At 58.2% G+C, this 26,072-nt stretch carries 17 protein-coding genes and 1 pseudogene; 6 read left to right on the plus strand and 12 right to left on the minus strand.

Annotated features, from left to right (window positions below; translation table 11 throughout):
• Nucleotides 1-158: 158 nt before the first annotated feature.
• Nucleotides 159-2,777, minus strand: a complete 2,619-nt coding sequence (gene pepN / locus ACJ8IL_RS20355) for an aminopeptidase N (protein WP_025302295.1) — start codon at nucleotides 2,775-2,777, stop codon at nucleotides 159-161.
• A gap of 337 nt (nucleotides 2,778-3,114) precedes the next feature.
• On the opposite strand from pepN, the gene ACJ8IL_RS20360 reads away from it, so the two are divergent.
• The 5 genes from ACJ8IL_RS20360 to ACJ8IL_RS20380 all read left to right on the plus strand — a co-directional run bounded on the left by ACJ8IL_RS20360 (nucleotide 3,115) and on the right by ACJ8IL_RS20380 (nucleotide 10,737).
• Nucleotides 3,115-4,815, plus strand: a complete 1,701-nt coding sequence (locus ACJ8IL_RS20360) for a GGDEF domain-containing protein (protein ID WP_025302294.1) — start codon at nucleotides 3,115-3,117, stop codon at nucleotides 4,813-4,815.
• 255 nt (nucleotides 4,816-5,070) lie between these two features.
• A complete protein-coding gene (pncB, locus tag ACJ8IL_RS20365; RefSeq protein ID WP_043137639.1) occupies nucleotides 5,071-6,276 on the plus strand; it encodes a nicotinate phosphoribosyltransferase in 1,206 nt (401 codons plus the stop codon).
• A gap of 213 nt (nucleotides 6,277-6,489) precedes the next feature.
• Nucleotides 6,490-7,890, plus strand: a complete 1,401-nt coding sequence (gene asnS / locus ACJ8IL_RS20370) for an asparagine--tRNA ligase (RefSeq protein WP_004928205.1) — start codon at nucleotides 6,490-6,492, stop codon at nucleotides 7,888-7,890.
• Between the two features lie 301 nt (nucleotides 7,891-8,191).
• Complete coding sequence (ompC, locus tag ACJ8IL_RS20375) at nucleotides 8,192-9,301, plus strand: porin OmpC (protein ID WP_060432824.1); 1,110 nt, start codon at nucleotides 8,192-8,194, stop codon at nucleotides 9,299-9,301.
• Nucleotides 9,302-9,546: 245 nt separating this feature from the next.
• Nucleotides 9,547-10,737, plus strand: a complete 1,191-nt coding sequence (locus ACJ8IL_RS20380; protein ID WP_049204255.1) for an amino acid aminotransferase — start codon at nucleotides 9,547-9,549, stop codon at nucleotides 10,735-10,737.
• A 77-nt stretch (nucleotides 10,738-10,814) separates the two neighbouring features.
• On the opposite strand, the gene ACJ8IL_RS20385 is transcribed toward ACJ8IL_RS20380, so the two are convergent.
• From ACJ8IL_RS20385 to cmoM, 7 genes are all read right to left on the minus strand, one after another.
• Nucleotides 10,815-11,462 carry an MBL fold metallo-hydrolase gene (locus ACJ8IL_RS20385; protein WP_025302290.1) on the minus strand — a complete coding sequence of 216 codons (648 nt, stop codon included), beginning with the start codon at nucleotides 11,460-11,462 and terminating at the stop codon, nucleotides 10,815-10,817.
• 64 nt (nucleotides 11,463-11,526) lie between these two features.
• On the minus strand, nucleotides 11,527-12,075 hold the full coding sequence (locus ACJ8IL_RS20390) for a YcbK family protein (RefSeq protein WP_025302289.1): 549 nt from the start codon (nucleotides 12,073-12,075) through the stop codon (nucleotides 11,527-11,529).
• 180 nt (nucleotides 12,076-12,255) lie between these two features.
• Nucleotides 12,256-14,064 (minus strand): L,D-transpeptidase, encoded by a 1,809-nt coding sequence (gene ldtD, locus ACJ8IL_RS20395; RefSeq protein WP_025302288.1) that lies wholly within the window; start codon nucleotides 14,062-14,064, stop codon nucleotides 12,256-12,258.
• A gap of 219 nt (nucleotides 14,065-14,283) precedes the next feature.
• Nucleotides 14,284-18,732, minus strand: coding sequence for a chromosome partition protein MukB (gene mukB / locus ACJ8IL_RS20400; protein WP_043137650.1), 4,449 nt, complete (start codon nucleotides 18,730-18,732; stop codon nucleotides 14,284-14,286).
• Nucleotides 18,729-19,457: a chromosome partition protein MukE gene (gene mukE, locus ACJ8IL_RS20405; protein ID WP_004928226.1), complete on the minus strand. Its 729-nt coding sequence runs from the start codon at nucleotides 19,455-19,457 to the stop codon at nucleotides 18,729-18,731. Before mukE ends, mukB begins: the two co-directional genes overlap by 4 nt.
• Nucleotides 19,438-20,760 (minus strand): chromosome partition protein MukF, encoded by a 1,323-nt coding sequence (gene mukF, locus ACJ8IL_RS20410; protein WP_004928228.1) that lies wholly within the window; start codon nucleotides 20,758-20,760, stop codon nucleotides 19,438-19,440. The genes mukE and mukF overlap by 20 nt, the downstream gene beginning before the upstream one ends.
• The gene (gene cmoM / locus ACJ8IL_RS20415; RefSeq protein WP_025302286.1) at nucleotides 20,757-21,542 is read right to left on the minus strand and encodes a tRNA uridine 5-oxyacetic acid(34) methyltransferase CmoM; all 786 of its coding nucleotides are present in this window, start codon (nucleotides 21,540-21,542) and stop codon (nucleotides 20,757-20,759) included. Before cmoM ends, mukF begins: the two co-directional genes overlap by 4 nt.
• A 151-nt stretch (nucleotides 21,543-21,693) precedes the next feature.
• Between cmoM and elyC the strand changes: the two genes are divergently transcribed.
• Nucleotides 21,694-22,467: an envelope biogenesis factor ElyC gene (gene elyC, locus ACJ8IL_RS20420; RefSeq protein ID WP_025302285.1), complete on the plus strand. Its 774-nt coding sequence runs from the start codon at nucleotides 21,694-21,696 to the stop codon at nucleotides 22,465-22,467.
• 7 nt (nucleotides 22,468-22,474) lie between these two features.
• Here elyC and ACJ8IL_RS20425 read toward each other — a convergent pair whose 3' ends face one another.
• The 4 genes and pseudogenes from ACJ8IL_RS20425 to ACJ8IL_RS20440 form a co-directional block, all read right to left on the minus strand.
• On the minus strand, nucleotides 22,475-23,371 hold the full coding sequence (locus ACJ8IL_RS20425) for a YcbJ family phosphotransferase (protein WP_261423680.1): 897 nt from the start codon (nucleotides 23,369-23,371) through the stop codon (nucleotides 22,475-22,477).
• 150 nt (nucleotides 23,372-23,521) lie between these two features.
• On the minus strand, nucleotides 23,522-24,271 hold the full coding sequence (kdsB, locus tag ACJ8IL_RS20430; RefSeq protein WP_025302283.1) for a 3-deoxy-manno-octulosonate cytidylyltransferase: 750 nt from the start codon (nucleotides 24,269-24,271) through the stop codon (nucleotides 23,522-23,524).
• Nucleotides 24,268-24,450, minus strand: a complete 183-nt coding sequence (locus ACJ8IL_RS20435; RefSeq protein ID WP_004928237.1) for a Trm112 family protein — start codon at nucleotides 24,448-24,450, stop codon at nucleotides 24,268-24,270. Before ACJ8IL_RS20435 ends, kdsB begins: the two co-directional genes overlap by 4 nt.
• A 296-nt stretch (nucleotides 24,451-24,746) precedes the next feature.
• Nucleotides 24,747-25,973, minus strand: a pseudogene (locus ACJ8IL_RS20440) (winged helix-turn-helix domain-containing protein).
• Nucleotides 25,974-26,072 lie beyond the last annotated feature (99 nt).

The following is a 26,072-nucleotide window of genomic DNA, read 5'->3' on the forward strand; positions in this document are numbered from 1 at the left end:
GTATGTTTGCCGAGGTCGATACCGATGAGCGTAATGTTTTGCATGATGATCCCCTCCGGAAAGAAAAACACCCTGTCAGCGTACCGCTCACAGGGTGGGGGTGACCATCTCATTAGGGACGGCGCAGGCCGTCCCTTGATGTCTTCATCGCGAAAAGATCAGGCGTCGAGCGCCTTGCTGATCTTCTCGTACAGATCGCCGGACAGGTTTTCCAACCCTTTCAACTGTTCCAGCGCCTTGCGCATCAGCGCCTGGCGGCCTGCGTCGTAACGCTTCAAACGAATCAGCGGTTCAATCAGGCGCGCGGCGATCTGCGGGTTGCGCTGGTTGAGATCGCTGAGGATCTCCGCCAGGAACTGATAGCCGCTGCCGTCCGCGGCATGGAACGCCGCCGGGTTGCCGGAAGCGAAGCCGCCAATCAACGAGCGGGTGCGGTTCGGGTTGCTCAGGCTGAACGAGCGGTGTTGCAGCAGCGCGCGCACCTTGCTCAACACGTCTGCCGATGGGCTGCTGCCCTGCAGCACGAACCATTTGTCCATCACCAGGCCATCCTGATGCCAGCGCTCGTCGAACGCCGCCAGCAGCGCATCGCGGCACGGCAGCTGGGCCGCGACCGCAGCAGACAGCGCCGCCAGCGAGTCGGTCATGTTGTCCGCCTGGCGATACTGTTCGCTCACCAGCTGGTCCGCCAGCACCACATCTTCGCCGAACGCCAGATAGCCCAGGCACACATTACGCAAGGCGCGCTTGGCGATCTCGCCATGCTCCACGCGGTAGCCGTCGGTCTTGTTGGCGTGATACACCGCCAGCCACTCATCGGCCAACTCCCGCGCCAGGCAGCGTACGATCGCTTCGTGCACCGCGGCGATCGCTTCTGGATCGATAGTGGCGAACAGCTCGGCGATTTCGTTCTCCGACGGCAAGGTCAGGATCTGCGCCGCCAGCGCCGGATCCAGTTTTTCGTCCAACAGCACCGCGCGGAACGCATCGGCCACGTGCAGCGGCAGCGACAACGGCTGCTTCTGCTGGTGCCGCGCCACGTTCAGTTTGATGTAGGTCGCAAGCAGGCTCTGCGCCGCATCCCAACGCGCAAACTCATTGCGCGCGTGCTGCATCAGGAAGGTCAGTTGCTGATCGCTGTACGGATAGTCCAGTTTCACCGGCGCGGAGAACTCGCGCAGCAGCGAGGGCACCGGCTTGTGCGCCACGCCGTCGAACACGAAAGTCTGCTCCGCTTCGGTGACGTTCAGCACATTGTTGACCGGCAGCCCCCCCTTTTGTAAGGGAATGACGTTGCCTTCACTGTCGTACAGTTCGATATCCAGCGGGATATGCAGCGGCAATTTCTCCGGCTGATCGGCGGTCGGCGCGGTTTTCTGACTGACATGCAGGCGATATTGCTGGGTTTCCGCATCGTACTCGTCGCGCACCGTCAACAGCGGCGTGCCGGACTGGCTATACCAACGGCGGAAGCGCGACAGATCCACGTTGGACGCGTCCTCCATCGCCTGCACGAAGTCATCGCAGGTAGCGGCGCTGCCGTCGTGGCGTTCGAAATAGAGCTGCATCCCTTTCTGGAAGTTCGCTTCCCCCAGCAGGGTGTGCATCATGCGGATCACTTCAGAACCTTTTTCATACACCGTCAGGGTGTAGAAGTTGTTCATCTCGATCACTTTGTCCGGGCGGATGGCGTGCGCCATCGGGCTGGCGTCTTCGGCGAACTGCGCGCCGCGCATTACGCGCACGTTATCGATGCGGTTGACCGAGCGCGATCCCAGATCGGAACTGAACTCCTGATCGCGGAACACCGTCAGCCCCTCTTTCAGGCTGAGCTGGAACCAGTCTCGGCAGGTCACGCGGTTACCGGTCCAGTTGTGGAAGTATTCGTGGCCAATCACCGCTTCGATGTTCAGGTAATCCTTGTCGGTGGCGGTTTCCGCCTTCGCCAGCACATATTTGGAGTTAAAGATATTTAACCCTTTGTTCTCCATCGCGCCCATATTGAAGAAATCGACCGCCACGATCATATAAATGTCGAGATCGTATTCCAGACCGAAACGGGTCTCGTCCCACTTCATCGAGTTCTTCAGCGACGTCATCGCCCAGTCGGCGCGATCCAGATTGCCGCGATCGACGAACAGCTCCAGTGCGACCTTACGGCCTGAACGGGTGGTGAAGCTGTCGCGCAGCACGTCGAAGTCCCCCGCCACCAGCGCGAACAGGTAGCAAGGTTTCGGGAACGGATCCTGCCATTGCACCCAGTGGCGGCCATCGGCCAATTCACCCTGGCCAATGCGGTTGCCGTTTGACAGCAGGAACGGATAGCGCGCCTTGTCGGCCACGATGCGAGTGGTAAAGCGCGCCAGCACGTCCGGGCGATCCTGGTAATAGGTAATGTGGTGGAAGCCTTCGGCTTCGCATTGCGTGCACAGCGCATCGCCGGACAGGTACAGCCCTTCCAGCGCGGTGTTTTTCGCCGGGTGAATGTCGTTGACGATGGTAAGAGTGAATTGTGCCGGCAACTCATCGATGATCAGCTGGTTATCCTGCTGACGGTAGGCGCTCCACGGTTGGCCGTCGACCTGAATGCTCACCAGCGTCAGATCTTCACCATCCAGCACCAGCGGTGCACCGGCCGTGCCCTGACGTTTGATTTTACTGACGGCGGTCACGCGCGTGGTTTCCGCGTCCAGACTGAAGTCCAAATCGATATCGGTCGTGGTGTAATCGGGCGCGCGATAGTCGTGGCGGTATTTTGCCTGTGGCTGTTGTGTCATAAAAACCCTTAAACATCTCAGTGAGTTATAGGTGCCAGGCCGCTCTTCCCCTTCGTACCGCAGCCGGTGTGTTTCCCGGCAGCGCGCGGCGGGCCTGAATTGTGAATAAACTGTATCACAGCTGGCCGAAAAGCCCAGAGCCGCCGGGCGACCACGATAGAGAAATCAGAGGCAAATCATAAATCGTCCGTCTGGCGGCAGCGCGGGTGACCAATGGCCAAATAAAAATCAGCATTTAATGCTAAAAAACCACCATCGGGGGGCGCCGGCATAGTTGAGGCGGCTCAGGCGGCATGGTGGTATAATTGCGGCATCAGGCCCAGGGATGACTCGCACTATGAAAATCAAATACGCAATCTATTTTTTTACCCTGTGCCTGATGACCTCCTTCTCTCTGTTCATCGTCGATGAGCTGCTTGAAGCCCATACCGATTACCGCGACAACCAACTCAACCTGTACAAAATTGATCGCGCCAAAGAAATCTCCGAAGCCTTCCAGGCGGCGCTGCAGGCTCACCGTCTCAAACGATTGAGCCTGATCGATCCTCAGATCACCCGCGCGCAATGTTTGGCCGCCGATCGGGTGGCGCGCGAGAGAATCACCCGGATCCGCGAACATCTGGACGATGAGGTCGCCAGACAGCTCGGGGTTCGGCAAAAAATTGCCGCGCTGTCGATGATCGGCCTGATGGAACAGTTGCTGGATAATGACAACCTGCAGCTTTCGCAGATCAATAACACCAACGCTAATCTGTTCAACATCAACAGCGCCTATTACATCTCGCAAACCAGCAAGAGCTATTACCGTTATACCTACGATACCCGGATGGTGGATACCGACTCCTTTATGTTTCTCGAGGCCATCCGTCTCAATAACCGGCTGAATATGTCACTGACGGAATTGAGCGACCAGATTATCGACGTCAATGTAAGCCCGCTGGTTCGCAAAGACGCCTATCTGAAGTCCATTCAACTGACCGGCGTGCTGAACGCCCTGAGCACCCGATTGATCTTCATGAAGATCAACTACGACGATGGACAAATCACCGACATCGTCAATGCGTTGCTCGCCCAGGTGTCCGCTGAACGCCTTCAACAGATTACCGATGGGCTGTACACCGCTATCGATACCCACAAGCCCTATCCCACAGCGCTTATTTCGCGCTATGTCGACGATGTGAGCGGGCTTTCGCAGGCGCTGTATCAGCGCAGCTTCGAATTGGAAACCCTCGCCTCGCGCCACAAGATTTACGACAGCCAGACGACCATTTACGGCATGATCGCACTTGCCGGCCTGGTGGTATTGCTGTTCATTTTGCCGGCGCTGGTGTTCTGCACCAGCATCAACCGTTGGCTGACCAAGACCCACAACAATATCGTACGGCTGTCGCGCGGTGAGATGAATATCGATCGCAACGACGCCTTCTACAGCCAGGAACTGATCGCCATCAGCGACGCCATTCAGCAGCTCAGGCAATACCAGTTGGACAAGGTCTCGCTGGAGAGCGAGAAACAACTGCTGATTAAAGAGCTCGAGGCCTCTTCCTTCCTCGATCCGCTCACCAATATCTACAACCGTCGTAAATTCTTCCTTGAATCTCAGCTGCTGGGCGACGGCAGCTACCCGCAGGCCTTTTGCCTGATCGATATCGACAACTTCAAACAGCTCAACGACAGCTACGGCCACGACGTGGGCGACCGGGCGCTGGTGGCATTCGGCCACCTGCTGCAACGCGCGTTCCGTGCCAGCGACATTTTCTGCCGCTACGGCGGCGAAGAGTTTGCGGTGCTGCTGGGTAACTGTTCGTTGGACAACGCGCGGGACATCATGGAGCAATTGCGCGCCCGCACTCATCGCCTGACGCTACACCTGGCCGACGGACGGCAAGTGCATTTCACCACCAGCTGCGGCATCGCGCCGGTCAACGCGTTCACCGCACTGCAGGCGGCGATCAAACAGGCGGACGAAGCGCTCTATTTTTGCAAAAAGAGCGGCAAGGATCGGGTCAGCGTGCATACCGAAGCCGGCTTTATCTGATTCGCTGTTTAAAATAATTAACATTATAATTTTTATGACTAATTAGGGTAAGTCATTCACCTTACAGGCATATCTGGCTTTTTTTTCTCCCCGTCGCCGCCAGGCCGTCATAAAGGCACGTTTAATCCTCGACCCGCTTTGGTGATTTATGGTGTGATGCAGCTTCAATAACAGGATAATCCGGGTATACTCCACCCCCACTTTTATGATTATCCGGATTTGGACACGCGCCTGACGAGGATGCTGTAACGCGCTATGACTCAATACGCTTCCCCGATTTTGACATCACTGCTTGATACCGATGCTTATAAGCTTCATATGCAGCAAGCAGTGTTCCATCGCTATCCCGCGATCAGCGTGGCGGCGGAATTCCGCTGCCGCGGCGACGAACTGTTGGGCGAATATGCCGACGAGATCCGCGCGCAGGTGGCGCTGATGAGCCGGCTGGCGCTGACCGACGCCGAATTCGCTTATCTTTCGGGTCTGCCCTTCTTCCGTCAGGATTACCTGAACTGGCTGCGCACGTTCCGCTACGATCCGCAGCAGGTCACCATCGACAACCGCGACGGCAAACTGCACATCCGCATCGCCGGCCCCTGGCGTGAAGTGATCATGTGGGAAGTGCCGTTGCTGGCGGTGATCAGTGAAGTGGTGCACCGCCGGCGCTCGCCGCTGGCGACGCCGGAACAGGCGGTGGCACATCTGCAAACCAAGCTGGCGCAGTTCAAGGCGCTGGCGGGCGATCTGGACCTTTCGCGCTTCAAACTGATGGACTTCGGTACCCGTCGCCGTTTCTCTCAGGGCGTGCAGCAGGCCATCGTCAGCACCTTGCAGGCCGAATTCCCGTACCTGTCGGGCACCAGCAATTACGATCTGGCTCATCAGCTCGGCCTGGCGCCGGTCGGCACGCAGGCGCATGAATGGTTCCAGGCGCATCAGCAGATAAGCCCGGTGCTGGCCAACAGCCAGCGCGCCGCATTGCAGGCCTGGCTGGATGAATACCCGGATCAGCTCGGCATCGCGCTCACCGACTGCATTACCATGGATGCCTTCCTGCGCGACTTCGGCCCGCAGTTCGCCGAGCGTTATCAGGGTCTGCGCCACGATTCTGGCGATCCCGTCGAGTGGGGTGAGAAAGCCATTGCCCACTATCAGAAACTGGGCATCGATCCGATGAGCAAAACGCTGGTGTTCTCGGACAACCTGGATCTGGAAAAAGCGCTGGCGCTCTATCGCCACTTCTATCAGCGCATCAATCTCAGCTTCGGTATCGGCACGCGCCTGACCTGCGATATTCCGGGCGTTAAGCCATTGAATATCGTGATCAAGCTGGTCGAATGCAAAGGCAAGCCGGTGGCTAAACTCTCCGACAGCCCCGGCAAGACCATCTGCCAGGACCAGGCTTTCGTCAGGGCCCTGCGCAAAGCCTTCGATCTGCCGCTGGTGAAGAAAGCCAGCTGAACCTCCTCTATATAGAAAGAAAGCCGGCCTGGTTCACGCGCCGGCTTTTTTGTTTTTATCCCGACCGCCCTCTTTTCAGTCAGCCGCAATAAATGTTGCGCCAATCCGATGATTTCTGCTTGTGCTCTGCACCGCGGCAAGTAACATAGCCATTACCCCCATATTCTTGGGTTGTAAGCTATTTCTAAACCAAATTATTAAAGAGAGAAATCTATGAGCGTAGTGCCTGTAGTCGACGTACTGCAAGGTCGTGCTGCGGTTGACAGTGAAGTCACCGTACGCGGCTGGGTACGTACCCGGAGAGATTCAAAAGCTGGTATCTCCTTCCTGGCCGTCTATGACGGTTCCTGCTTTGATCCGTTACAGGCCGTCGTTAATAATTCTCTGCCGAATTATCAGGATGAAGTGCTGCATCTGACTACCGGCTGTTCGGTTGAAGTCACCGGCAAAGTCGTCGCTTCACCGGGCGAAGGCCAGAGCTTCGAACTGCAGGCTACCGCGATCAAAGTGGTCGGCTGGGTCGACGATCCGGACACTTACCCGATGGCGGCCAAACGTCACAGCATCGAATACCTGCGCGAAGTGGCTCACCTGCGCCCGCGTACCAACCTGATCGGCGCCGTGGCGCGCGTGCGTCATACGCTGGCGCAGGCGATTCACCGCTTCTTCCATGAAAATGGCTATTTCTGGGTGTCCACCCCGCTGATCACCGCCTCCGATACCGAAGGCGCCGGCGAGATGTTCCGCGTGTCCACGCTGGACCTGGAAAACCTGCCGCGCACCGACAAGGGCGCCGTCGACTTCAGCGAAGACTTCTTCGGTAAGGAAGCCTTCCTTACCGTTTCCGGCCAGCTGAACGGCGAAACCTACGCTTGCGCGCTGTCGAAGGTTTACACCTTCGGCCCAACCTTCCGCGCCGAAAACTCCAACACCAGCCGCCACCTGGCGGAATTCTGGATGATCGAGCCGGAAGTGGCCTTCGCGACGCTGGACGACGTTGCCGGCCTGGCCGAAAGCATGCTGAAGTATGTGTTCCAGGCGGTGCTGGATGAACGCGCCGACGATCTGAAATTCTTCGCCGAGCGCGTGGATAAAGACGCTATCGCTCGTCTGGAGCGTTTCGTTTCTTCCGATTTCGCCCAGGTGGACTACACCGACGCCATTGAGATCCTGCTGGCCTCGGGCCAAACCTTCGAAAACCCGGTTTCCTGGGGTATCGATCTCTCTTCCGAACATGAACGTTACCTGGCTGAGAAACACTTCCAAGCGCCGGTGGTGGTGAAAAACTACCCGAAAGACATCAAAGCGTTCTATATGCGCATGAACGAAGACGGCAAAACCGTTGCAGCCATGGACGTGCTGGCACCGGGCATCGGCGAAATCATCGGCGGCTCGCAGCGTGAAGAACGCCTCGACGTGCTCGATCAGCGTCTGGAAGAGATGGGTCTGAATAAAGAAGACTACTGGTGGTATCGCGATCTGCGCCGCTACGGCACCGTGCCGCATTCCGGTTTCGGCCTGGGCTTTGAACGTTTAATCGCCTATGTCACCGGCGTGCAAAACGTGCGCGATGTGATTCCATTCCCACGCACGCCACGTAACGCAAGCTTCTAATTTATACGATCACTCGTTTTTTAAACGATTTCGTTACAAAACAAAGGCCAGCCTCGCTGGCCTTTCGCATTTTTTAATATTGACGCACGTCACAAAGTTCCCGAAAAATTACATTTGGTTACATATACTTTCCTTTTGCAACCTGATTGGGACATTGGTATCATTTTCGTCCTAGATTAACCCGCCTGTGAATGGAACACTGCGTTCAGACACAGGACGACACCAATCTATCAACAATAGTTCCCAAAGAATTATTGGCGGCAGTGGCAAAGGTGTCCGAATAACACCAATGAGGGTAATAATGATGAAGCGCAACATTCTTGCAGTGGTTATCCCGGCTCTGTTGGCTGCTGGTGCAGCAAACGCAGCTGAAATCTACAACAAAGACGGCAACAAGCTGGATCTGTACGGCAAAGTTGACGGTCTGCACTACTTCTCCGACAACAAAGGTGATGACGGCGATCAGACCTATGTTCGTTTCGGCTTCAAAGGTGAAACTCAGATTACTGACCAGCTGACCGGTTACGGCCAGTGGGAATACAACGTCCAGGCTAACCACTCCGAATCTCAGGGCACCGAAGGCACCAAAACCCGTCTGGGCTTCGCCGGTCTGAAATTCGCTGACTACGGCTCCTTCGACTACGGCCGTAACTACGGCGTACTGTACGACGTGGAAGGCTGGACCGATATGCTGCCAGAGTTCGGTGGCGATACCTACACCTACTCCGACAACTTCATGACCGGCCGTACCAACGGCGTTGCGACCTATCGTAACAACAACTTCTTCGGTCTGGTTGACGGTCTGAACTTCGCCGTTCAGTACCAGGGTAAAAACGAGAACGACAGCCGCGCGCTGAAGAAACAAAACGGCGATGGTTGGGGTCTTTCCTCTACTTATGACATCGGCGAAGGCGTAAGCTTCGGCGCTGCATACGCTTCTTCTGACCGTACCGACGATCAGCAGTATCGTTCTACAGCCGAAGGCGACAAGGCTGACGCATGGACCGTGGGCGCGAAATACGACGCCAACAACGTTTACCTGGCGGCGATGTACGCAGAAACCCGCAACATGACTCCTTACGGTGAAGCGGATAACACCATCGCAAACAAAACCCAGAACTTCGAAGTGACCGCTCAGTACCAGTTCGACTTCGGTCTGCGTCCAGAAGTGTCTTACCTGCAGTCTAAAGGTAAAAACCTGCGCGGTCGTTCAGCAAACAACGCAACCTTCACCGGCGGCGATGCTGACCTGGTTAAATATGTTTCTGTTGGTACCACCTACTACTTCAACAAAAACATGTCCACCTACGTTGATTACAAAATCAACCTGCTGGATGACAACGAGTTCACCAAAGCTAACGGCGTCGCAACCGACGATACTGTTGCTGTTGGTCTGGTGTATCAGTTCTAAGTTGTCTCGCTTAACGGCGGTTTACCGTCGGCTAAGTTAAAAAAACAGGGCTTCGGCCCTGTTTTTATTTGTGTCTTCCGGTAACGTTTTATCCTGCAGATTTCCCCTTCCCCATCATTTTTTCTGTCGAATCCTTCCCGTTCACAAGATCGCGGTGTTTTTATCGCAAACGGTTGGCAAAGCCGATAACTGGCGCTACCCTGATGCTTCTGTCTGCTTAACTCCGAGATTTGGAAGCACCTGACATGTTTGAAAAAATCACCGCCGCACCCGCCGACCCGATCCTGGGCCTGACCGACATTTTCCGCGCCGACGCCCGCCCGAATAAAATCAATTTAGGGATTGGCGTTTATAAAGACGAAACCGGTAAAACCCCGGTGTTAACCAGCGTAAAGAAAGCTGAACAGTATCTGCTGGAAAATGAGACCACCAAAAACTATCTCGGCATTGAAGGCATCCCGGCGTTTGCCAGTTGCACGCAAGTGCTGTTGTTCGGTAAAGAGAGCCCGATCGTCGCCGATCGTCGCGCGCGCACCGCACAGACGCCAGGCGGCACCGGTGGCCTGCGCGTGGCGGCAGACTTTATCGCCAACCAGACCAGCGCCAAGCGCATCTGGATCAGCAACCCAAGCTGGCCGAACCACAAGAACGTCTTTAGCGCCGTGGGCCTGGAAGTCCTGGAGTACGCCTACTACGACGCCGCCAACCACGCATTGGATTTCGACGGCCTGCTGAACAGCCTGAAACAGGCCCAGGCCGGTGATGTGGTGCTGTTTCACGGCTGCTGCCATAACCCGACCGGTATCGATCCAACGGCGGAACAGTGGGCACAGCTGGCTGAGCTTTCCGTGGCCAATGGCTGGCTGCCTCTGTTCGACTTCGCCTACCAGGGCTTCGCCAAGGGTCTGGAAGAGGATGCGCAGGGCCTGCGTATTTTCGCCGCCAAACATCAAGAGCTGATTGTCGCCAGCTCCTACTCAAAAAACTTCGGTCTGTACAATGAGCGCGTCGGCGCTTGCACCATTGTAGCTGCCGATGCCGAAACCGCCGATCGCGCCTTCAGCCAGGTAAAAGCGGCTATTCGCGCCAACTACTCCAACCCGCCGTCACACGGCGCCGCCGTTGTCGCCACCATTTTGGGTAACGATGCGCTGCGCGCGATGTGGGAGCAGGAGCTGACCGACATGCGCCAGCGCATTCACCGCATGCGTCAGCTGTTCGTGAACACTCTGCAGGAAAAAGGCGCCCAACAGGACTTCAGCTTCATCATCCAGCAGAATGGCATGTTCTCCTTCAGCGGTCTGACCAAAGAACAGGTGCTGCGTCTGCGCGAAGAGTTTGGCGTCTACGCCGTGAACTCAGGCCGGGTGAACGTGGCCGGCATGACGCCGGACAACATGGCACCGCTGTGTGAAGCCATCGTCGCCGTGCTCTAAATGCATCGACACAGGTCATAAATCATAAAAAAAGGGCGCTCTATGCGCCCTTGATTATTTCTGCCGGGAAATAATCGCTACCACACTGCCGGCTCTTCGCGCAGGAACGGGTTGGTCTGGCGCTCGTGGCCAAAGGTCGACATCGGGCCGTGGCCAGGAATAAAGCGCATATCGTCGCCCAATGGCAGCAGCTTGGTGCGAATAGAGGCGATCAGCGCCTGATGGTCTCCACGCGGGAAGTCGCTGCGCCCTACGCCACCGTTAAACAGCACGTCGCCCACCAGCGCCAAACGCGCTTGCTCATTGATAAAGACGATGTGGCCCGGCGTATGCCCGGGGCAGTGCAGCACCTTGAGCGTCATTTCGCCCACCTGCATCTCATCACCTTCTGATAGCCAGCGAGTCGGCGTCAGCGGCGCACACTCTTCCAGCCCGAACATCCGGCTCTGCGCCGGCAAACCATCCAGCCAAAAAGCGTCTTCTTTATCCGGGCCGTAAATCGGCACCTGATAATGGTCCGCCAGCTCCGCCGCCGCACCAACATGATCCAAATGGCCGTGAGTCAGCAAGATCTGAGTGATCATCACCCCCTGCTGCGCGACTTCCGCTTTGATTTTTTCCGCTTCACCGCCGGGATCGACCAACGCCGCTTGCTGCGTGTTTTCACACCAAATCAGGCTGCAGTTCTGGCTAAAAGCGGTAACGGGAATAAGATGGTATTTCATAAGGCTCCAACGACAATAACGCCGCTTCCGCAAGGGGCGGCGTTATTCACTGACGGCACAGCGGTTACCAGGTCCGAACCGGGCCGGTATCGATGTGTACGAAGTTGCTACGTGGGTAATATCCTACACCACCGGCGCGCATTTTTAACGCCGCTTTACGGATATTACTCAATTGGATACCTTCGATATGGAAATCCATCGCCTGGCCCTTGGTGTGGTAGCTGTGCTTGGCCACGCCGCGGCTGTGTGCGCGCAATTCGTTGTTGGTATCTACGGAACGGTATCCGGAGATCAGCTGCACCGGCTTGCTGGTGCCCAGCAGCCCCTGCAGACGATAAAGGTGATCAAACAAGCGGGGATCGATCGATTTAACCTTGTTGGCGCGATAATCGCGGAACAGATGATTTAACCGCACCAACTCTTCTTTATTGTAACCTTTGCCGTCAAAGAACTCGGCTTTAATAGATTCACCGGTATTCAGGTTATTCAGCACTAAAATACGCGGTCGAGCGGTGGAAAGACTGGCAAACGCCTGCCCTGGAAGCAGCGCTATGCCCATAGCAGCGCCACCTAGCGCCAGCCATTTACGGCGGTGATGATCAATTTTGTCCATGACTCTGTTAAACCCGGCAAGAATGTCAAAATAAATGCACAAAGCAGCGCACTGTCCGAACCATAACCGCCTGCGTATGCTGAGTCAACCCGCGATACGCCTAGGTTTACAGGCCCCCGGCTACGGGGGCCTGCGGTATAGCCAAACATTCTGACCGTTATTTATTTATAATTACTGCATTTACTGCATTAATTTTTTGGCCTGAGCCAAAATTTGTGCGCCCGATCGCACCGTATTATCATAATTGTAAATATCTGTACGGAATTGCGGTTGGCCGTCATCCGAAACCCAGGCGGTCAGATAATACAGTTTTACGGGAATACGCTGGCGAATATTCACATAAGTGGTATTCCCCTCTTTCAGCGTGGAAGACACGCGGCTGTTGTTCCAGCCGGCGTCCTGCAGCAGCATATTCGCCAAATCGGACGCCTTATTCACCCTCACGCAGCCGGAGCTGAGCGCGCGGATGTCTTTCTGGAACAGGCTGTGGTTCGGAGTATCGTGCAGGTAGATGGCGTCCGAGCTCGGCATATTGAACTTGAAGCGCCCCAGCGAGTTGGTCGCTCCCGGCGCCTGACGAACGCGATACGGGAAGTTACGCGCAGAGACCATGCTCCAGTCGATCATAGACGGGTTGATCACTTCTGCATCGTTGCTCCAGCCCGACAGCACGGTATAGCCGTGTTTCTGGAAATAGTTACCGTCGCGCATCGCCTTCGGCACGATATCCTCACGCACCAGCGTGGTCGGCACGTTCCAAGGCGGGTTGACCACCACGTTGTTCAACGCGCTGCTCATCAGCGGCGTCTTGCGGCTCGGCCGCCCGACGATAACGCGGGAGGACAACACTTCGTTGCCGTTCTGATAGTAGGTCAGCGAGTAATTGGGAATGTTCACCATAATGCCGGTGCCGACATGCCCCGGTAAAATTCGCAGACGTTGGATATTCAACGCCAACAGCGCGGCACGGGTTTTCGGTGACACGTTGAGCCACTCGCGAGTGCGCACGCCGATCACGCCGTCCGCCGTCAGCCCCTGCCATTTCTGGAAGCGCTTGACGCCCTCCGCCAGCTCGTCGGTATAGAGATTGTCGCTCACCACGCTGCCGATCTGCGGCGGCGTCTGTTCCGCGGTCAGCTCCGTCACCGGCGCCGCCGATGGGCTGACCGTCACGCGGCTTTTCTCTTCGTCTACCGTCAGCCCGCCGTCGTCGGGCTCATTGCTCTTCGCCGAGACCACCGCCGGTTCCGCTTCCGCTTCCGGCGCCGAGGTGGCCAGCATACCGGTGCGCGTCAGGATCTCACGCAGCGCCGGGATATCATTGCTCATTTGGCCTGGGCGCAGGCTCGGGCCACTGCCCACCTGGGGCCAAGGGCGATTGTCCGCCAGCAAGTCGCGCAGCGCCTGATGCATCTTGGCGTATTGCGGATGTTGCGGCGCGAGCGAATTCACGTAGCTCAGGGTACGCGCCTGGCGCACCGCCAGCTGCCACTGATTAATCACTGCGGTGGGCGGCAAGCCAAGCTTGTAGGGAATATTGCTGTACAGCCAGTTGTTGCCGTTGGCGCCGATCGCGGACACGAACTGCAAATAGCCCAGCATCGCATCGGACAACACCACATCGCGGCCCACTTCATTGAGCGCCGGATCGGTCAACATCTTCACCCACTGGGTGAACTGCGGCTGCACGCCGGACATCGCCAGCTCGGCCAGCTGCTGCTGAAACTGCTGAACGGCTTCGCGATCCTGCCACATCGGCTGCATATGGTTCGCCGCATACAGCGGCGCCAGCGTGGACAGGTAGTGCAAATCCATGCCGCGCGGCAACGCGGCCAGCAGTTCAGAACGGCTCTGCGCAACGGACATGCCTGCTGATGCCACTGGTAACGCCGCTACGGTGGCCGATGCGGAAAACGACGACACAAGACTACAGGCGATAGCGCCACTCAGCGCCAAACGTCGTAGAGAGTTTCCCTTTTTAAGCAACATCCCTTGCCCCCTGTATGCTCACAAAAAAACGTCAAAAACTGCATATAGTTTCAGTATACAAACAGAAAGGCCGTTTCGCCCTGCGGGCGTCGAATTACTGTTTATCTGATTAAACTAACCGCTTTTCAACGGATAAAAAAGCAGGACTATCATCCACGCGTACAAAAAAATAGCCACCCTACGGCGGCTATTTTCGGATTTTTAGGGCGTTTTTCTACCTTACTGCGTTTCAACCGACGCAGTGCCCAGCGCCGGCGGCTCGCCGGCAAAACCGCGCAACCCCACCACGTGCACATGCTCGTGGTTCTGGAACACCTTACGCACCAGTTTATAGGTGGTGCCCTTCTCTGGACTGATGTTTTCCGGCGCCGCGATGATGAGCTGCATCTCCAAACGGTCGCACAGTTCGAACAGCGTGGCGATCGACTTGGCATCCAGACGCGCCGCTTCATCGAGGAACAGCAGGCGACACGGCGAGATGTCTTTGCCGCGCAGACGGCGGGACTCTTCTTCCCAGCTCTGTACCACCATCACCAGAATTGACATCCCAGTACCGATGGCTTCACCGGTGGACAACGCGCCGCTTTCCGCACGCAGCCAGCCGTCGGAGCCACGGTACACTTCCACTTCCATCTCCAGATAGTTGCGGTAGTCCAGCAACTCTTCGCCGATGGTCTGTGGCGTGCGCTGCCCCATGTCGATCTGCGGATTCAGGCGCTGGTAAAGCTTGGCCAACGCTTCGGAGAAGGTCAGGCGGTTACTGTTAAACAGATCCTGATGTTGTTCCTGTTGCTCAGAGAGCACGTCCAACAGGGTGGCGTGCGCTTCTCGCACATTGACGTTCAGGCGCACGCTCTTCACCTGGCCGAAGGAAACGGCCTGCAGCCCCTGGTTCAGCATGCGAATACGGTTCTGTTCGCGCTGAATGGTTTTGCGAATGATGTTGGCCACGCTTTTCGAACTGATCGCCAGCTTCTGCTCGCGCGCGGTCAGCTCTTCGGTTAGACGGCCCAGCTCGATCTCCATCTGCTCGATGGCCTCGACCGGATCGTCGGTGCGAATGATGTCCTGACGGATACGCTCGCGCAGGTGTTGGTACACCGCGATATAGAACTGAATCTTGCGCTCCGGCCGCTTCGGATCTTCCGACAGGCGCAGCACGTCTCGCAGGTGTTCGTTGTCCGCCACGGCCAGACGCAGCGCACCGAGCGCCTTATCCGACATCGAACGCAGCTCGTCGCCATCCATATACGCCAGCTCGCGGCGATGCAGGCGGCGTTCCACGCCATTGTCTTTCACCAGACGCATCACCGCGCACCAGCCCGCCTTGGCGGTCACCACCTGCTCGCGCAGCTGATGATAGTCGCGTTCCAGCTTGCGCAGTTTCTTCTGCAGGCCATCCATTTCGGCTTCGCAGAAGGTCAGCTGTTTCTCCAACTGATTGCGACGAGCACGGTTGTTGCTCAACGCCGTATGCAGCTCGTCGCGGCGCTGGCGCGCACGCGCTTCGGCGTTGGCATCGGCCTGCACGCCGATATCTACCAGCTCCTGGCTCAGCTCTTTCAGCATGTCGCGCTTGGCGTCATACGAACTTTTCAGCGAGGCCAGCACCTGGCTGTACTGGGTGAACTGGGTTTGATACTGACGCAGCTGTTCACGGGCACGGGCGCGTTCGGCTTCTGCCTGCTCCAGGCGCTGACGCAGCTTGTCGTTGAGATCGTTGTTGGCATTCTGCATGCCGGCGGAGTCGGTATAGCTGAAATGCGCGCGGCGCTGCACCACTTCCGTCAGCGCGAACGCCTGCTGTTTGGCCTGGCGCTGCACGCTTTGCGCCTGCGCGTAGTCCTGCTGCAGCTGTTCATGCTGCTGCGGATCGCTCTGCAGCACCGACAGCAGCGGCTCCAGCTTGGTCAGCGACACGCCGTGCTGCTGAATATGACGCGCGGCGTCCTGCGCCTCTTCCAGCTCTTCGCGGATCTCGTCGACGCGATCCTGCAGCGTTTCATCGTTCAGCAACGATACCAGCGGCATCAGGCGGTTGAGCGCGGAAATGCCCTCTTTGGCCTGATCGTACTGCTGACGCTGCTGCTGGTTCTGCGCTTCGTGATTGTTCAGCGCGCGTTCGATTTCGCCACGGCGGGCGCTCAAACCGCGGATCTCCGCTTCCGGATCGGCGTCGAACGCCACCGCCAGATGGGTGCCGATAAAGCGGCTGAAGGCCTGGTGTGAACGCTGGGTTTTCTGCACGTCGAACGACAACGTGGCGTAACGCTCCGCCAGCGTTTCACGCTCGGCATGCAGCACTTCCAGACGGTTTTCGCGCGCCGCGCGGCCGAACAACGGCACTTCCGGATAACGAGAATAACGCCACTGGCGATCGGCGATCTTCACCACCACCGCTTTGTCCTGCTCTTCGACGGCGAACACGCTGTCATCGAACGACTGCGGATCCCCTTCGATCAGGTAAAGATCTTCCGGGCAATCTTCCAGCCCTTCCAGCATTTCGCGCACCAGCGACAGATCCGGCACCACGATGGCGTGGCGCGAAGGGCCGTACAGCGCCGAGAAGTAAGGCGCGTCGTCGATGGTGACATCATCGTAAATTTCCGACAGCAGCACGCCGCCGAAACGTTCGGCCAGCGTGACCAGGCGTTGATCTTCCGCGCCGCCCGGCTGGCTGAGACGTTCGATCTGCGCTTCCACTTCACGTTTGCGGGCCGCCACTTCGTCGCGCTCGACGGTGGTTTCACGCTCGCGCTCCAGCAGCTGCTGCATGTATTCGGTCACCTGCTGGCTGTTTTCCAGCGGCTCTCCGCTCTGATCGCTGAGCTGGCCCAGGGCGTCCTGCGCCGCCAGCCACACCGGGGCACGCGCCGTCAGCTCACGGATGCGCTGCTGGATCTGCTCCAGTTCCTGGCGCATCTCCATACGGCGTTCACCGGCTTCGCTGACGTTCTGCGACAGCGCTTCCAGGCGCTCTTCAAGCTCCTGTTGCAGCATGTCGAGATCGTCCGGCTGGTACTCTTGGCCATGGCGTTTGCAAAATTCGTTCAGCAGGCGTTCGGCGTCCTGCTGCGAGCGCAGGCGCTGTTCCAGTTCGCTCAGGCGCAAACGCAGCGGCTGAACGCGCTCGGCGAGGTGTTGCTGCGAAGGCCAGTCGCGCAGCAATTCGCGCGCGCACTGCCAGGCTTCGCTGCGGCTGACCTGGCCGGCAATTTTACCCACCAGCTGATAGGCCTGTTCGAACTGGCCGTGTGCGGCGTCGGCCACGCTCAGCTTCTGTTCCAGCATCAGCAACGCTTCGGTCGCTTCCTGCTCGCGGGCCTGGAAGGTGTCCAGCCACTGTTCTGCGTTGTCGGCGGTCAGGTCCGGCAGTTGGCACAGCGCGCGCGCGCGCTCCAATGCCTGCAGCGCCTGTTGGTACTGAATGGCGCGGGTCTGCTGCACGTCGAGCGCCTGCTGGTAGTCGGCCAACTGGCTCTTCAGTTCGTCCACTTCCAGCTCGGCCGCTTCGGCGCGCGCCTCGTTTTCGGCCTGCTGCTCGCTCGCCTCGGCCACCACTTCGTTCTGCTCTTCCAGACGGTAGGTCAGCTCTTCCAGATCGGCTTCATAGCGTTCGATCTTCTCCTGCTGACGCATCGCCGTCTGCACCAGATTCAGGTGGTCGCTGGCGGCCTGGTAATCGGTTTCCAGATCGGATTCGGCGCCGCTCTGTTCGCTCAGCTCGCGCGCCATTTCCACATGGCGATACTGTTCGGCGGCCAGCTGCTTGCGGCTGCCCAACAGATCGCTGCGCAGCGCCAGCGCGCCGTCCAGATGGATGCGGCGTTCGTTGGCGTGGCGCATATAGTCCGCCGCCACATAGGAGGTGGCCTCGGAGATCAAATGCTTGAACAGGTCGCGATCCGACTGGGTGACGCGGATCGCTTCCAGCGTCATGCGGTTTTCGCGCAGCGCCGCTTCCATGTCCTGGAACGCCTTGCGCACGCCGCTGTTTTCCGGCAGCAGGTAATCGCGCAGCGAGCGGGTGATGGCGCTGGAGATACCACCGTACAGCGACGCTTCAATCAGACGGTAGAATTTGCTGCGATCGGCGGACGAACGCAGGCGTTTCGGGATCACGCCCAGATCGAACATCAGCGAGTGGTAATCGGTGATGGAGTTGAACTGCTTGAACTGCACGCCCTCCATCTCTTCCACGCGCTCTTTCAGCTCTTGCAGCGACAGCACGCGCGCCTGGCGATCGCCCACGGTCTGGGTCAGCAGTTCGGTCGGCTGTACCGCGGTCGGCAGGCCCTGGATGGTGAAAGGTTTGATGTCGACCTTACGATCGCGCCCTGCCACCTGCTGCAGGCGCACACCGACCACCACGCGCTGGTGGCGCGAGTTGACGACGTCGAGGGTGGAGTAACACACGCCGGCACGCAGCTTGCCGTGCAAGCCTTTGTCGCGCGAACCGCTGGTGGCGCCCGCTTCGGTGGTGTTACGGAAGTGCAGCAGCGTCAGGTCGGGGATCAGTGCGGTGACGAAGGCCGCCATGGTGGTGGACTTCCCCGCCCCGTTACCGCCGGACAGCGTGGTCACCAGCTCATCCAGATCAAAGGTACGGGCGAAGAAACCGTTCCAGTTAACCAGCGTCAGCGAGCGAAATTTACCGCGTTCAATCATTCCTGTTCATCCTCTGCACCGTCAGGAGCGTTATCAACCTGCTGATCCTCAGCGTCATTCTCATCGTTCAGCGACAGGCTGGTTTCAACCGGCATCGCCTCGCCGTCGCGAATCATGCGCAGCTGCGCTTCACGCGGATCGTCGCCGCTGCGCACGTCGGCGCCGAAGCGGAACACCGCCTCGGTAATGCGGAACTTGCTGCTGTCATTGCCCATGAAATAGACCATGCCGAGGCGGCGCAGGCGGTTCAGCGAGGTGCGCACCTTCTCGTGCAGCTTCTGCCGATCGAGATCCGAACCGGTGGAGCGCTGGTTGACGAACTTCAGCAGCTTGTTCTCATCCGCCAGGCTCAGCAGCTCGTCGTACAGCTCCTGATGGCTGAAAATGCCTTCGTGCGCCAGGCGCTCGGGGCTGAGATACAGGTAGCACAAGATCTTGCCGACCATCATATCCAGCTCGGACAGCACCGAACGCGGGATCAGCGTGGTGGAGCGCGGGCGCAAATAGAAGAAACCTTCCGGCGCCCGAATCAGCTCGACGCTGTAACGGTTGTAAAATTCTTCCAGCTCATCCTGGAAATCCATTAAAAAGGCGTGGTTGTCCAACTCATCGATACCGATGTGACGACCCGCGCGCAGTTGGCTATCCAGCGCCGGGAACAGCGAGTTGGACAACGCCTTGGCCAGCTTGACTGGCATTACTTGTTCAATATTTGTCGATGACATGGGCCTGGACCTTGGCTCCGTAATCATTGATTGCCTGCCATTCCGCCGGCAACCCTGAGAAATCTGCTTCAGCCACACCGAGGCGCACTGCCTGGTCGACCACTAAACGTGCCACGTCGAAATGACGCGCACGCGGGTATTGCGCCAGGTAATCGCGCATCACCGCTGCAAGATTGAGCGGCATCTGCTGTTCCTGGTACACCTTCAGCGCCTCTTCGATCATCGCCGCCAGCTGTTCGCGAATTTCGCTGAACTCTTCGAACTCCAGATCCGGCGGCAGTTCCCCGGTCACTTCCTCGCTGCGCAGCGCCAGTTCTTCGTCGCGCATGTCCAGCAGACGATCGGCATTGGCATGGGTCAGCGCCCACGGGTGGTCGAAATAGGTTTGCACCGACTGGCGCAAGCGTTGGGCGAACACGCGGTTTTTATCCATATCGATAGCGGTACGGATAAATTTATGTACGTGGCGATCGTAACCGATCCACAGGTCGATCGCCTGCTGACCCCAGCTGATGATGCGATCCAGCTTGCTCTGCAGATCGAACACCAGCTTGTCGACGAAGCCGAGCTCCACGTTGCCGAGGGTTGCGTCCTGGATGCGCAGCAGATTGGCCTGCAGCTTGTCGCCCGCCGCATCCAGCGTATCCTGCAGTTCGCGCAGGGTGCCCGAGGTTTCCGACAGCAGCATTTCGCAGCTGGAGATCGCCGCCCGCCAGTCTTTGCTCAGCAGCGCCGCGATGTCGTTTTTCACGCTCTGCTGCTGCTCGTCCATCACACGTTGCGTCATGTCGATGCTGTCGAAGATTTCCGCCACCGAATATTTCAATGGCGCGAACACGTTGCGATGCCAATGGAAATCGTCGCCGCCCTCGTCGGCGGCATCGGCGGCGCGTTTGAGTTCCTGCGCCACGATCGACAGCTGCATCGACAGACGCAGCGTGGAGAATTCGCGTTGGCGAATATAGTAATCGGTAATGCCGATACCCAGCGGCGTCAGGCGGTAAATCGCGTTGCCGTCCGCCAGTTCGCTGGTAAAGCGGTTCAACAGGCGCTGGCGCACCATGTCGTTGATCGCATTGTTGGCGCGCATCGCCACCGTTTCATGCGTCTGTTCAAAACCCTTGCTGACATGGCGAAATGCATCAACCAGCTCACCTTCGCTCATCTCGCCGTCCAGCCGTTCGCCGTTCAGGGTGGCGATGGCAAGCAGAAATGCGAGACGCTCCGTAGGGAGCGAAATAGAGAAATCATTTTTCCGTGCCCAGGCGACCAGTTCGGGTACTGTCTGGGAAAATTCACTCATAGTTCGTCCTTCAGGTTTGGTTTATGCGCCATGACGTGAATATAGCGCCCCAAACTCACGTACGGCTCCTGCCGGCAATAGTGCTGTTCAAGCGCCAGTAACTCTTCAAATTTTTGTGTTTGCAGCTGTCTGCTCTGCAGGTAGTCGTGAAACACCCGCACACCGGTTTTGCCGCTGATGCGCATGCCCAGTTGTTCCAGCCAGCCGTAGACCAATAGCGGATCGTGCGGATATTGTGGCGACAGCGAACGCTTGCGGCGCCGTCTGACTTCGGGATCCACCAGTTGGAAATTACCCAACACCACGTTACGCATCAAGAGACCGTTAGCGTTGAAGAACATCAGCGACAGCGCGCCACCCGGCGTCAGACAGTCGCACAATGCCTGCAGTGCCGCTTCGGGTTCGGCGATCCATTCAAGCACTGCATGAAACAATATCAGATCAACCGGCTGTTCCAAATGTTGAGCGATATCCTGCGCAGAACTTTGTACGAATTGCATGTTCTGGCTCACACCTTTCTGCTCCGCCAGCTGCGCGGCGCGCTGGATCATCTCACCAGAAAGATCGCACAACAACACCTGATGTCCTAATTCTGCCAGTTGGCAGGCCATATGGCCTTCCCCGCCCCCGGCGTCAAGGATGCGCAGCGGCCGCTGCGGCAACTGCGCCAGCAGCCCGGTCAGATCCTGCCAAACCACCGCCTGGCGGATTTTTCCTTTCGTGGTGCCGTAAATATTACGCGCAAATTTTTCAGCAATATCGTCAAAATTGCGATCCTGCATGGACAACGGCTCCGCTGATCTCATTCTTGCGGCGGCAAAGCGCACGCCCATTCAAACCTGCTATTTTGGCACAGACTGGCTTAGAATGTATCTTCTTGCGGCCTGTTTATGCCTGGATGCCGCTTTTTCACCCAAAAGGATCTGATTTTCGATGCTGTTCAACCTGAAAAAGTTCTTTGGCGCCCTGCTGATGCCGCTACCGCTGTTGATGCTGCTGATGGGGCTGGCGTTGTTACTGCTGTGGTTCACCCGTTGGCAAAAAAGCGGTAAGACGATTTTCACGCTGAGCTGGCTGTTTTTACTGCTTTTCAGCCTGCAACCGGTGGCCGACCGACTGCTGCGGCCGATCGAAGCCGAATACCAGACTTATCGCGGCAACGATCCGGTCAGCTACATCGTGGTGTTGGGCGGGGGCTATACCTACAATCCCGACTGGGCACCTAGCTCGAACCTGCTCGGCAACAGTCTGCCGCGCGTGACGGAAGGCGTGCGGCTCTACCTTGCGCATCCCGGCGCCAGGATGGTGTTTACCGGCGCGTCCGCCGGACGCATGCAAAGCAACGCCGCCACGGCGGCGCTGGTAGCCGAAAGCCTGGGCGTGCCGCGCAGCGATATGGTGATTTTGAGGGAACCGCGCGATACCGAGGAAGAAGCCGCTCAGGTCGCCAAGTTGGTCGGCGAGCAACCGTTCATTCTGGTGACCTCCGCCAACCATTTGCCGCGTGCCATGCGTTTCTTCAAGGCTAAAGGCCTGCACCCGATCCCAGCACCGGCCAACCAGTTGGCGATCGACTCGCCGCTGAATATCTGGGATCGCGCCACACCGTCGTCGATGTTCCTCGGCCATACCGAACGTGCCTGGTATGAAACGCTGGGCAGCCTGTGGCAGTGGCTGAAAGGCGCGGATAGCGCCGGCGCCGAGTAAAACCCGTTCAACCGGCCAGCCAGGGCAGCAGCTGTTGCGACGCATAGTCGAACGGCCGCCGCTCCAACTTGCCGGTATGGATCAAACGCCCTACCGCTTCCCACACCACGTATAGCCAGCGCCGCGCAAGGAAAGCGTCGGCGACCGGCGCCCGCTGCAGATAGCTGAACAGCAGTTGGCTGGGCATGCCCGGCTCGCAAAGGCGGAAAAGATCGTATTCGCGCGGCGCCCACAGCACCACACCGGGATTGAGCATCGCCAGCAGTTGATCGCTTTTGGGATCTTTCAGCATACTGCGCAGCGACAGGTTGCCGTGCACCAGGACGCAGGGATCGTCGAAGCCGACGAAGAAATGAGTCAGCGCTTCGCGCGTGCGATACAGCAAACGCCGATCCGCCATGGTCAGCTGCGGGGTAGTGAGATTGACCAACGTCGCCCACAGCACTTCAACCCGCTGTTGATACCAACAAAACCAGTCGTTCTCCTGCGTGCTGTCAACGCTGCCGACGCTGCCGTGACTGTCGATGCGGTGCCAGGCCAATACCCCGTCGACGATCTGCTCCATCAACATGTTCCAGCGATCCGGCGAACGCGTTGGCGCTTCGGCCGACACGCCGCGCAGGCGTTCGATCAGCAGGATTTCCGTATACGGCGCCTGGTGGGTGCACACTACGCCGTACACCGTCGGCAGGCGAATATCCCCGTCGCGCGCCAACATCGACAACTTATACGCCTCCTGTTGGGCAATACCCTGACAGATAAAACTTTTCGCCATCAGCGGGATGGCGTTGCCCTGCCGATCGTACAGCGAATACATATGCGCATAAGGCTGCTCGCTCACCCGCTCCAGCCGGCTGATGGACTCACCCAGCACAATGCTCAGTTCTGCGCGTAACTGCTCCATAAGGCATTCACCTCAGGCTAATATGGGGGGATGCGTAACATCATCGAACGGTGAGCGGAAAAATTCTTCAACGCAGATCAACAAAACGGGGATCAATAGGGGAGGTATTACATCGTCGGCGCGTTGCGCGCCGCGCCGACGAAATCAGGCTCAGGGTTGAATGCTGTCGCGCACGCGCTGGAGATCTTCCGGCGTATCGACCCCCACGCTCGGGATCGCTTTCGCGACCGCCACGTGGATTTTTTCACCGTACCACAGCACGCGCAGCTGTTCCAACAGCTCGATCTGTTCCAGTTGGCTCGGCGCCCAGCTGACGTAGCGGCGCACGAAACCGGCACGGTACGCATAGATGCCGATGTGACGCAGCAGGCTGTCGCCGATGCTCTCTTTCGACGCAGCGAAACGTTCGCGATCCCACGGAATGGTGGCGCGTGAGAAATAGAGTGCGTAGCCCTGTGCGTCCATTACGACCTTCACCGCGTTGGGGTTGAAAGCCTCTTCCGCGCTCTCGATCGGCACTGCCAACGTCGCCATGCCGGCCTGGCTGCCCGCCAGATTCTCTGCGACCTGACGCACGATCACCGGTGGGATCAGCGGTTCGTCGCCCTGCACGTTAACAATGATCTGATCGTCGGCAAAGCCGTAGTGCGCGATCACTTCCGCCAGACGCTCGGTGCCGGAATGGTGATCCGGGCTGGTCATGCACACTTCGCCGCCGGCGGCTTCCACCGCTTTGGCGACCTCAAGGTGATCGGTCGCCACGATGACGCGGCTGGCGCCGGACTCACGGGCACGCTCCATCACGTGCACCACCATCGGCTTACCGTGAATATCTGCCAGCGGTTTGCCCGGCAAACGGGTTGAGGCGTAGCGGGCGGGAATAATAGCGATAAAACTCATGCGTGCTTCTCGTCCAGCGACAGCGCACGCGCTTCATTTTCCAACAGCACCGGGATGCCGTCGCGCAGCGGGTAAGCCAACCCGTCCGCTTTGCACACCAGCTCCTGGTTTTCTTTATTGAAATAGAGTTTGCCGTTGCATACCGGGCAGGCAACGATTTCGAGTAAACGGTGGTCCATGCATCCTCCGCAAGGGGATTGGTCATCTGGGAAAGGCAGTGAGGATAGCATAACGCCCGGCCTCAGGTTAATCATCGGCGGCACCAACCCGCCGATATTTCCTCACCGCGCCGGCGCAACAGCTTGAACTGCGGCGCATCCCGGCGTAGAATTTTGTGATACAAATCACAAAAAGGTAGTAATACGTGATCAAACGTCTGCATAAAATCATCGCTCTGTTCGCTAACTTCAGCCACTGAGCCCCTTTGTAACGAGCGACGCTTAACTTCGTTTTACCCCACCGACGGCGTCGCTCGTTATCCCACTTCCCAGCCGGCACCCCATTCAGCGGCCAACACCGCCGGAATGTCGCCCAGCGCGACGCGTTGTGCACCGTGCCATTTGGCCGTGCGCGCGATGGCCTGTCGGATATCTTGCGTTCTCTGTTTGCCGAAGCGCACCTGCGGTTCCGCATGGAAGCTGATGATCTCGAAGATGCCCTGGCGACGGTGCGCCTTGGCGTCAATCCGCCCCACCAGCTCGCCACGATGCAGCACCGGCAAGGTGAAGTAGCCATAGCGACGTTTTTCTTTCGGCGTGTAACACTCTAGCCGATAGTCAAAGTTGAACAGCTCGAGCGCCCGACGGCGATCCCACACCACCGGATCAAAAGGCGAAAGCAGGCTGGTGACCGTCGATTTGAGTTTGCCCTGCTCCGCCAGCGGCAGCAATTCCGCCAGTGATTCATGCACATAGAATTGTCCTTCCAGCCCCTCTACCTGCACCGGCGTAATCTCGCCCTGTTACTGCAGCGCTGCCAGCAAGGCTTTTGGCGCCACGCGCTTCAGCCGATAGTAGTCCGCCAACCACTCGGCGCGGAAAATGCCCAGATAGCGGCAGGTGCGGCACAGCATCTGCCGGCGCGCCTGCTCCACAGGCAGCGTATGGCGCGCATCGTCCCAGGCCGGCAGCAGCCTTTCGGTCAGATCGTAAACCCGGTGGAAGTTGCGACGTTCGGCCACCATCAGCTTGCCGGCGGTAAAAAGAATTTCCAGATGACGTTTCTCCGGTTTCCAGTCCCACCACCCGCTGTTGCCCTTCTTCTCGGCGCTGAAATCGGCGGAGCGCACCGGCCCCTGTTGTTCGATGTGCCGCAGCAGGTTGTCCATCGCGGCCTGGTGCTGCTGCACCCAGTCGGCGGAGTATTTCCAGCCCATATCATGCGGCGCCAGCATGCGGTGGCGCAGCAGGCCAAAATCTTCGATCGGCAGGAAACAGGCCTCGTGCGCCCAATACTCGAACAGCTTGCGGCCGGCGAGCGCCTGCTCAAGCCACTCCGGCTGATAGGCTCCCAAACGGCTGAACAGCACCAGATACGGGCTGCGAGCAACGACGCTAATGGTATCGATTTGTAACAACCCCATGCGCTGGATCGCACTCAAGACGTCATCGGGCCGAGCCTGGCGTTTAAGCGGAGAAAGCAGCCCCTGGGCGGCAAGGTGCAGCGCGCGAGCGGCGGTAAGGGAAAGGGTCGGGATGGTCATCCTGATATCCGTGGCGAGTAGGCAATGGCCTGATAATAGTGGATATCGCGGGATTTATCTTCGCCAGTGCTTGCGGGTGGCGACACCGGCACTGGCGAG

This window comes from Serratia sp. CY47444 (assembly GCF_052168635.1).
GTDB lineage: Bacteria > Pseudomonadota > Gammaproteobacteria > Enterobacterales > Enterobacteriaceae > Serratia > Serratia bockelmannii.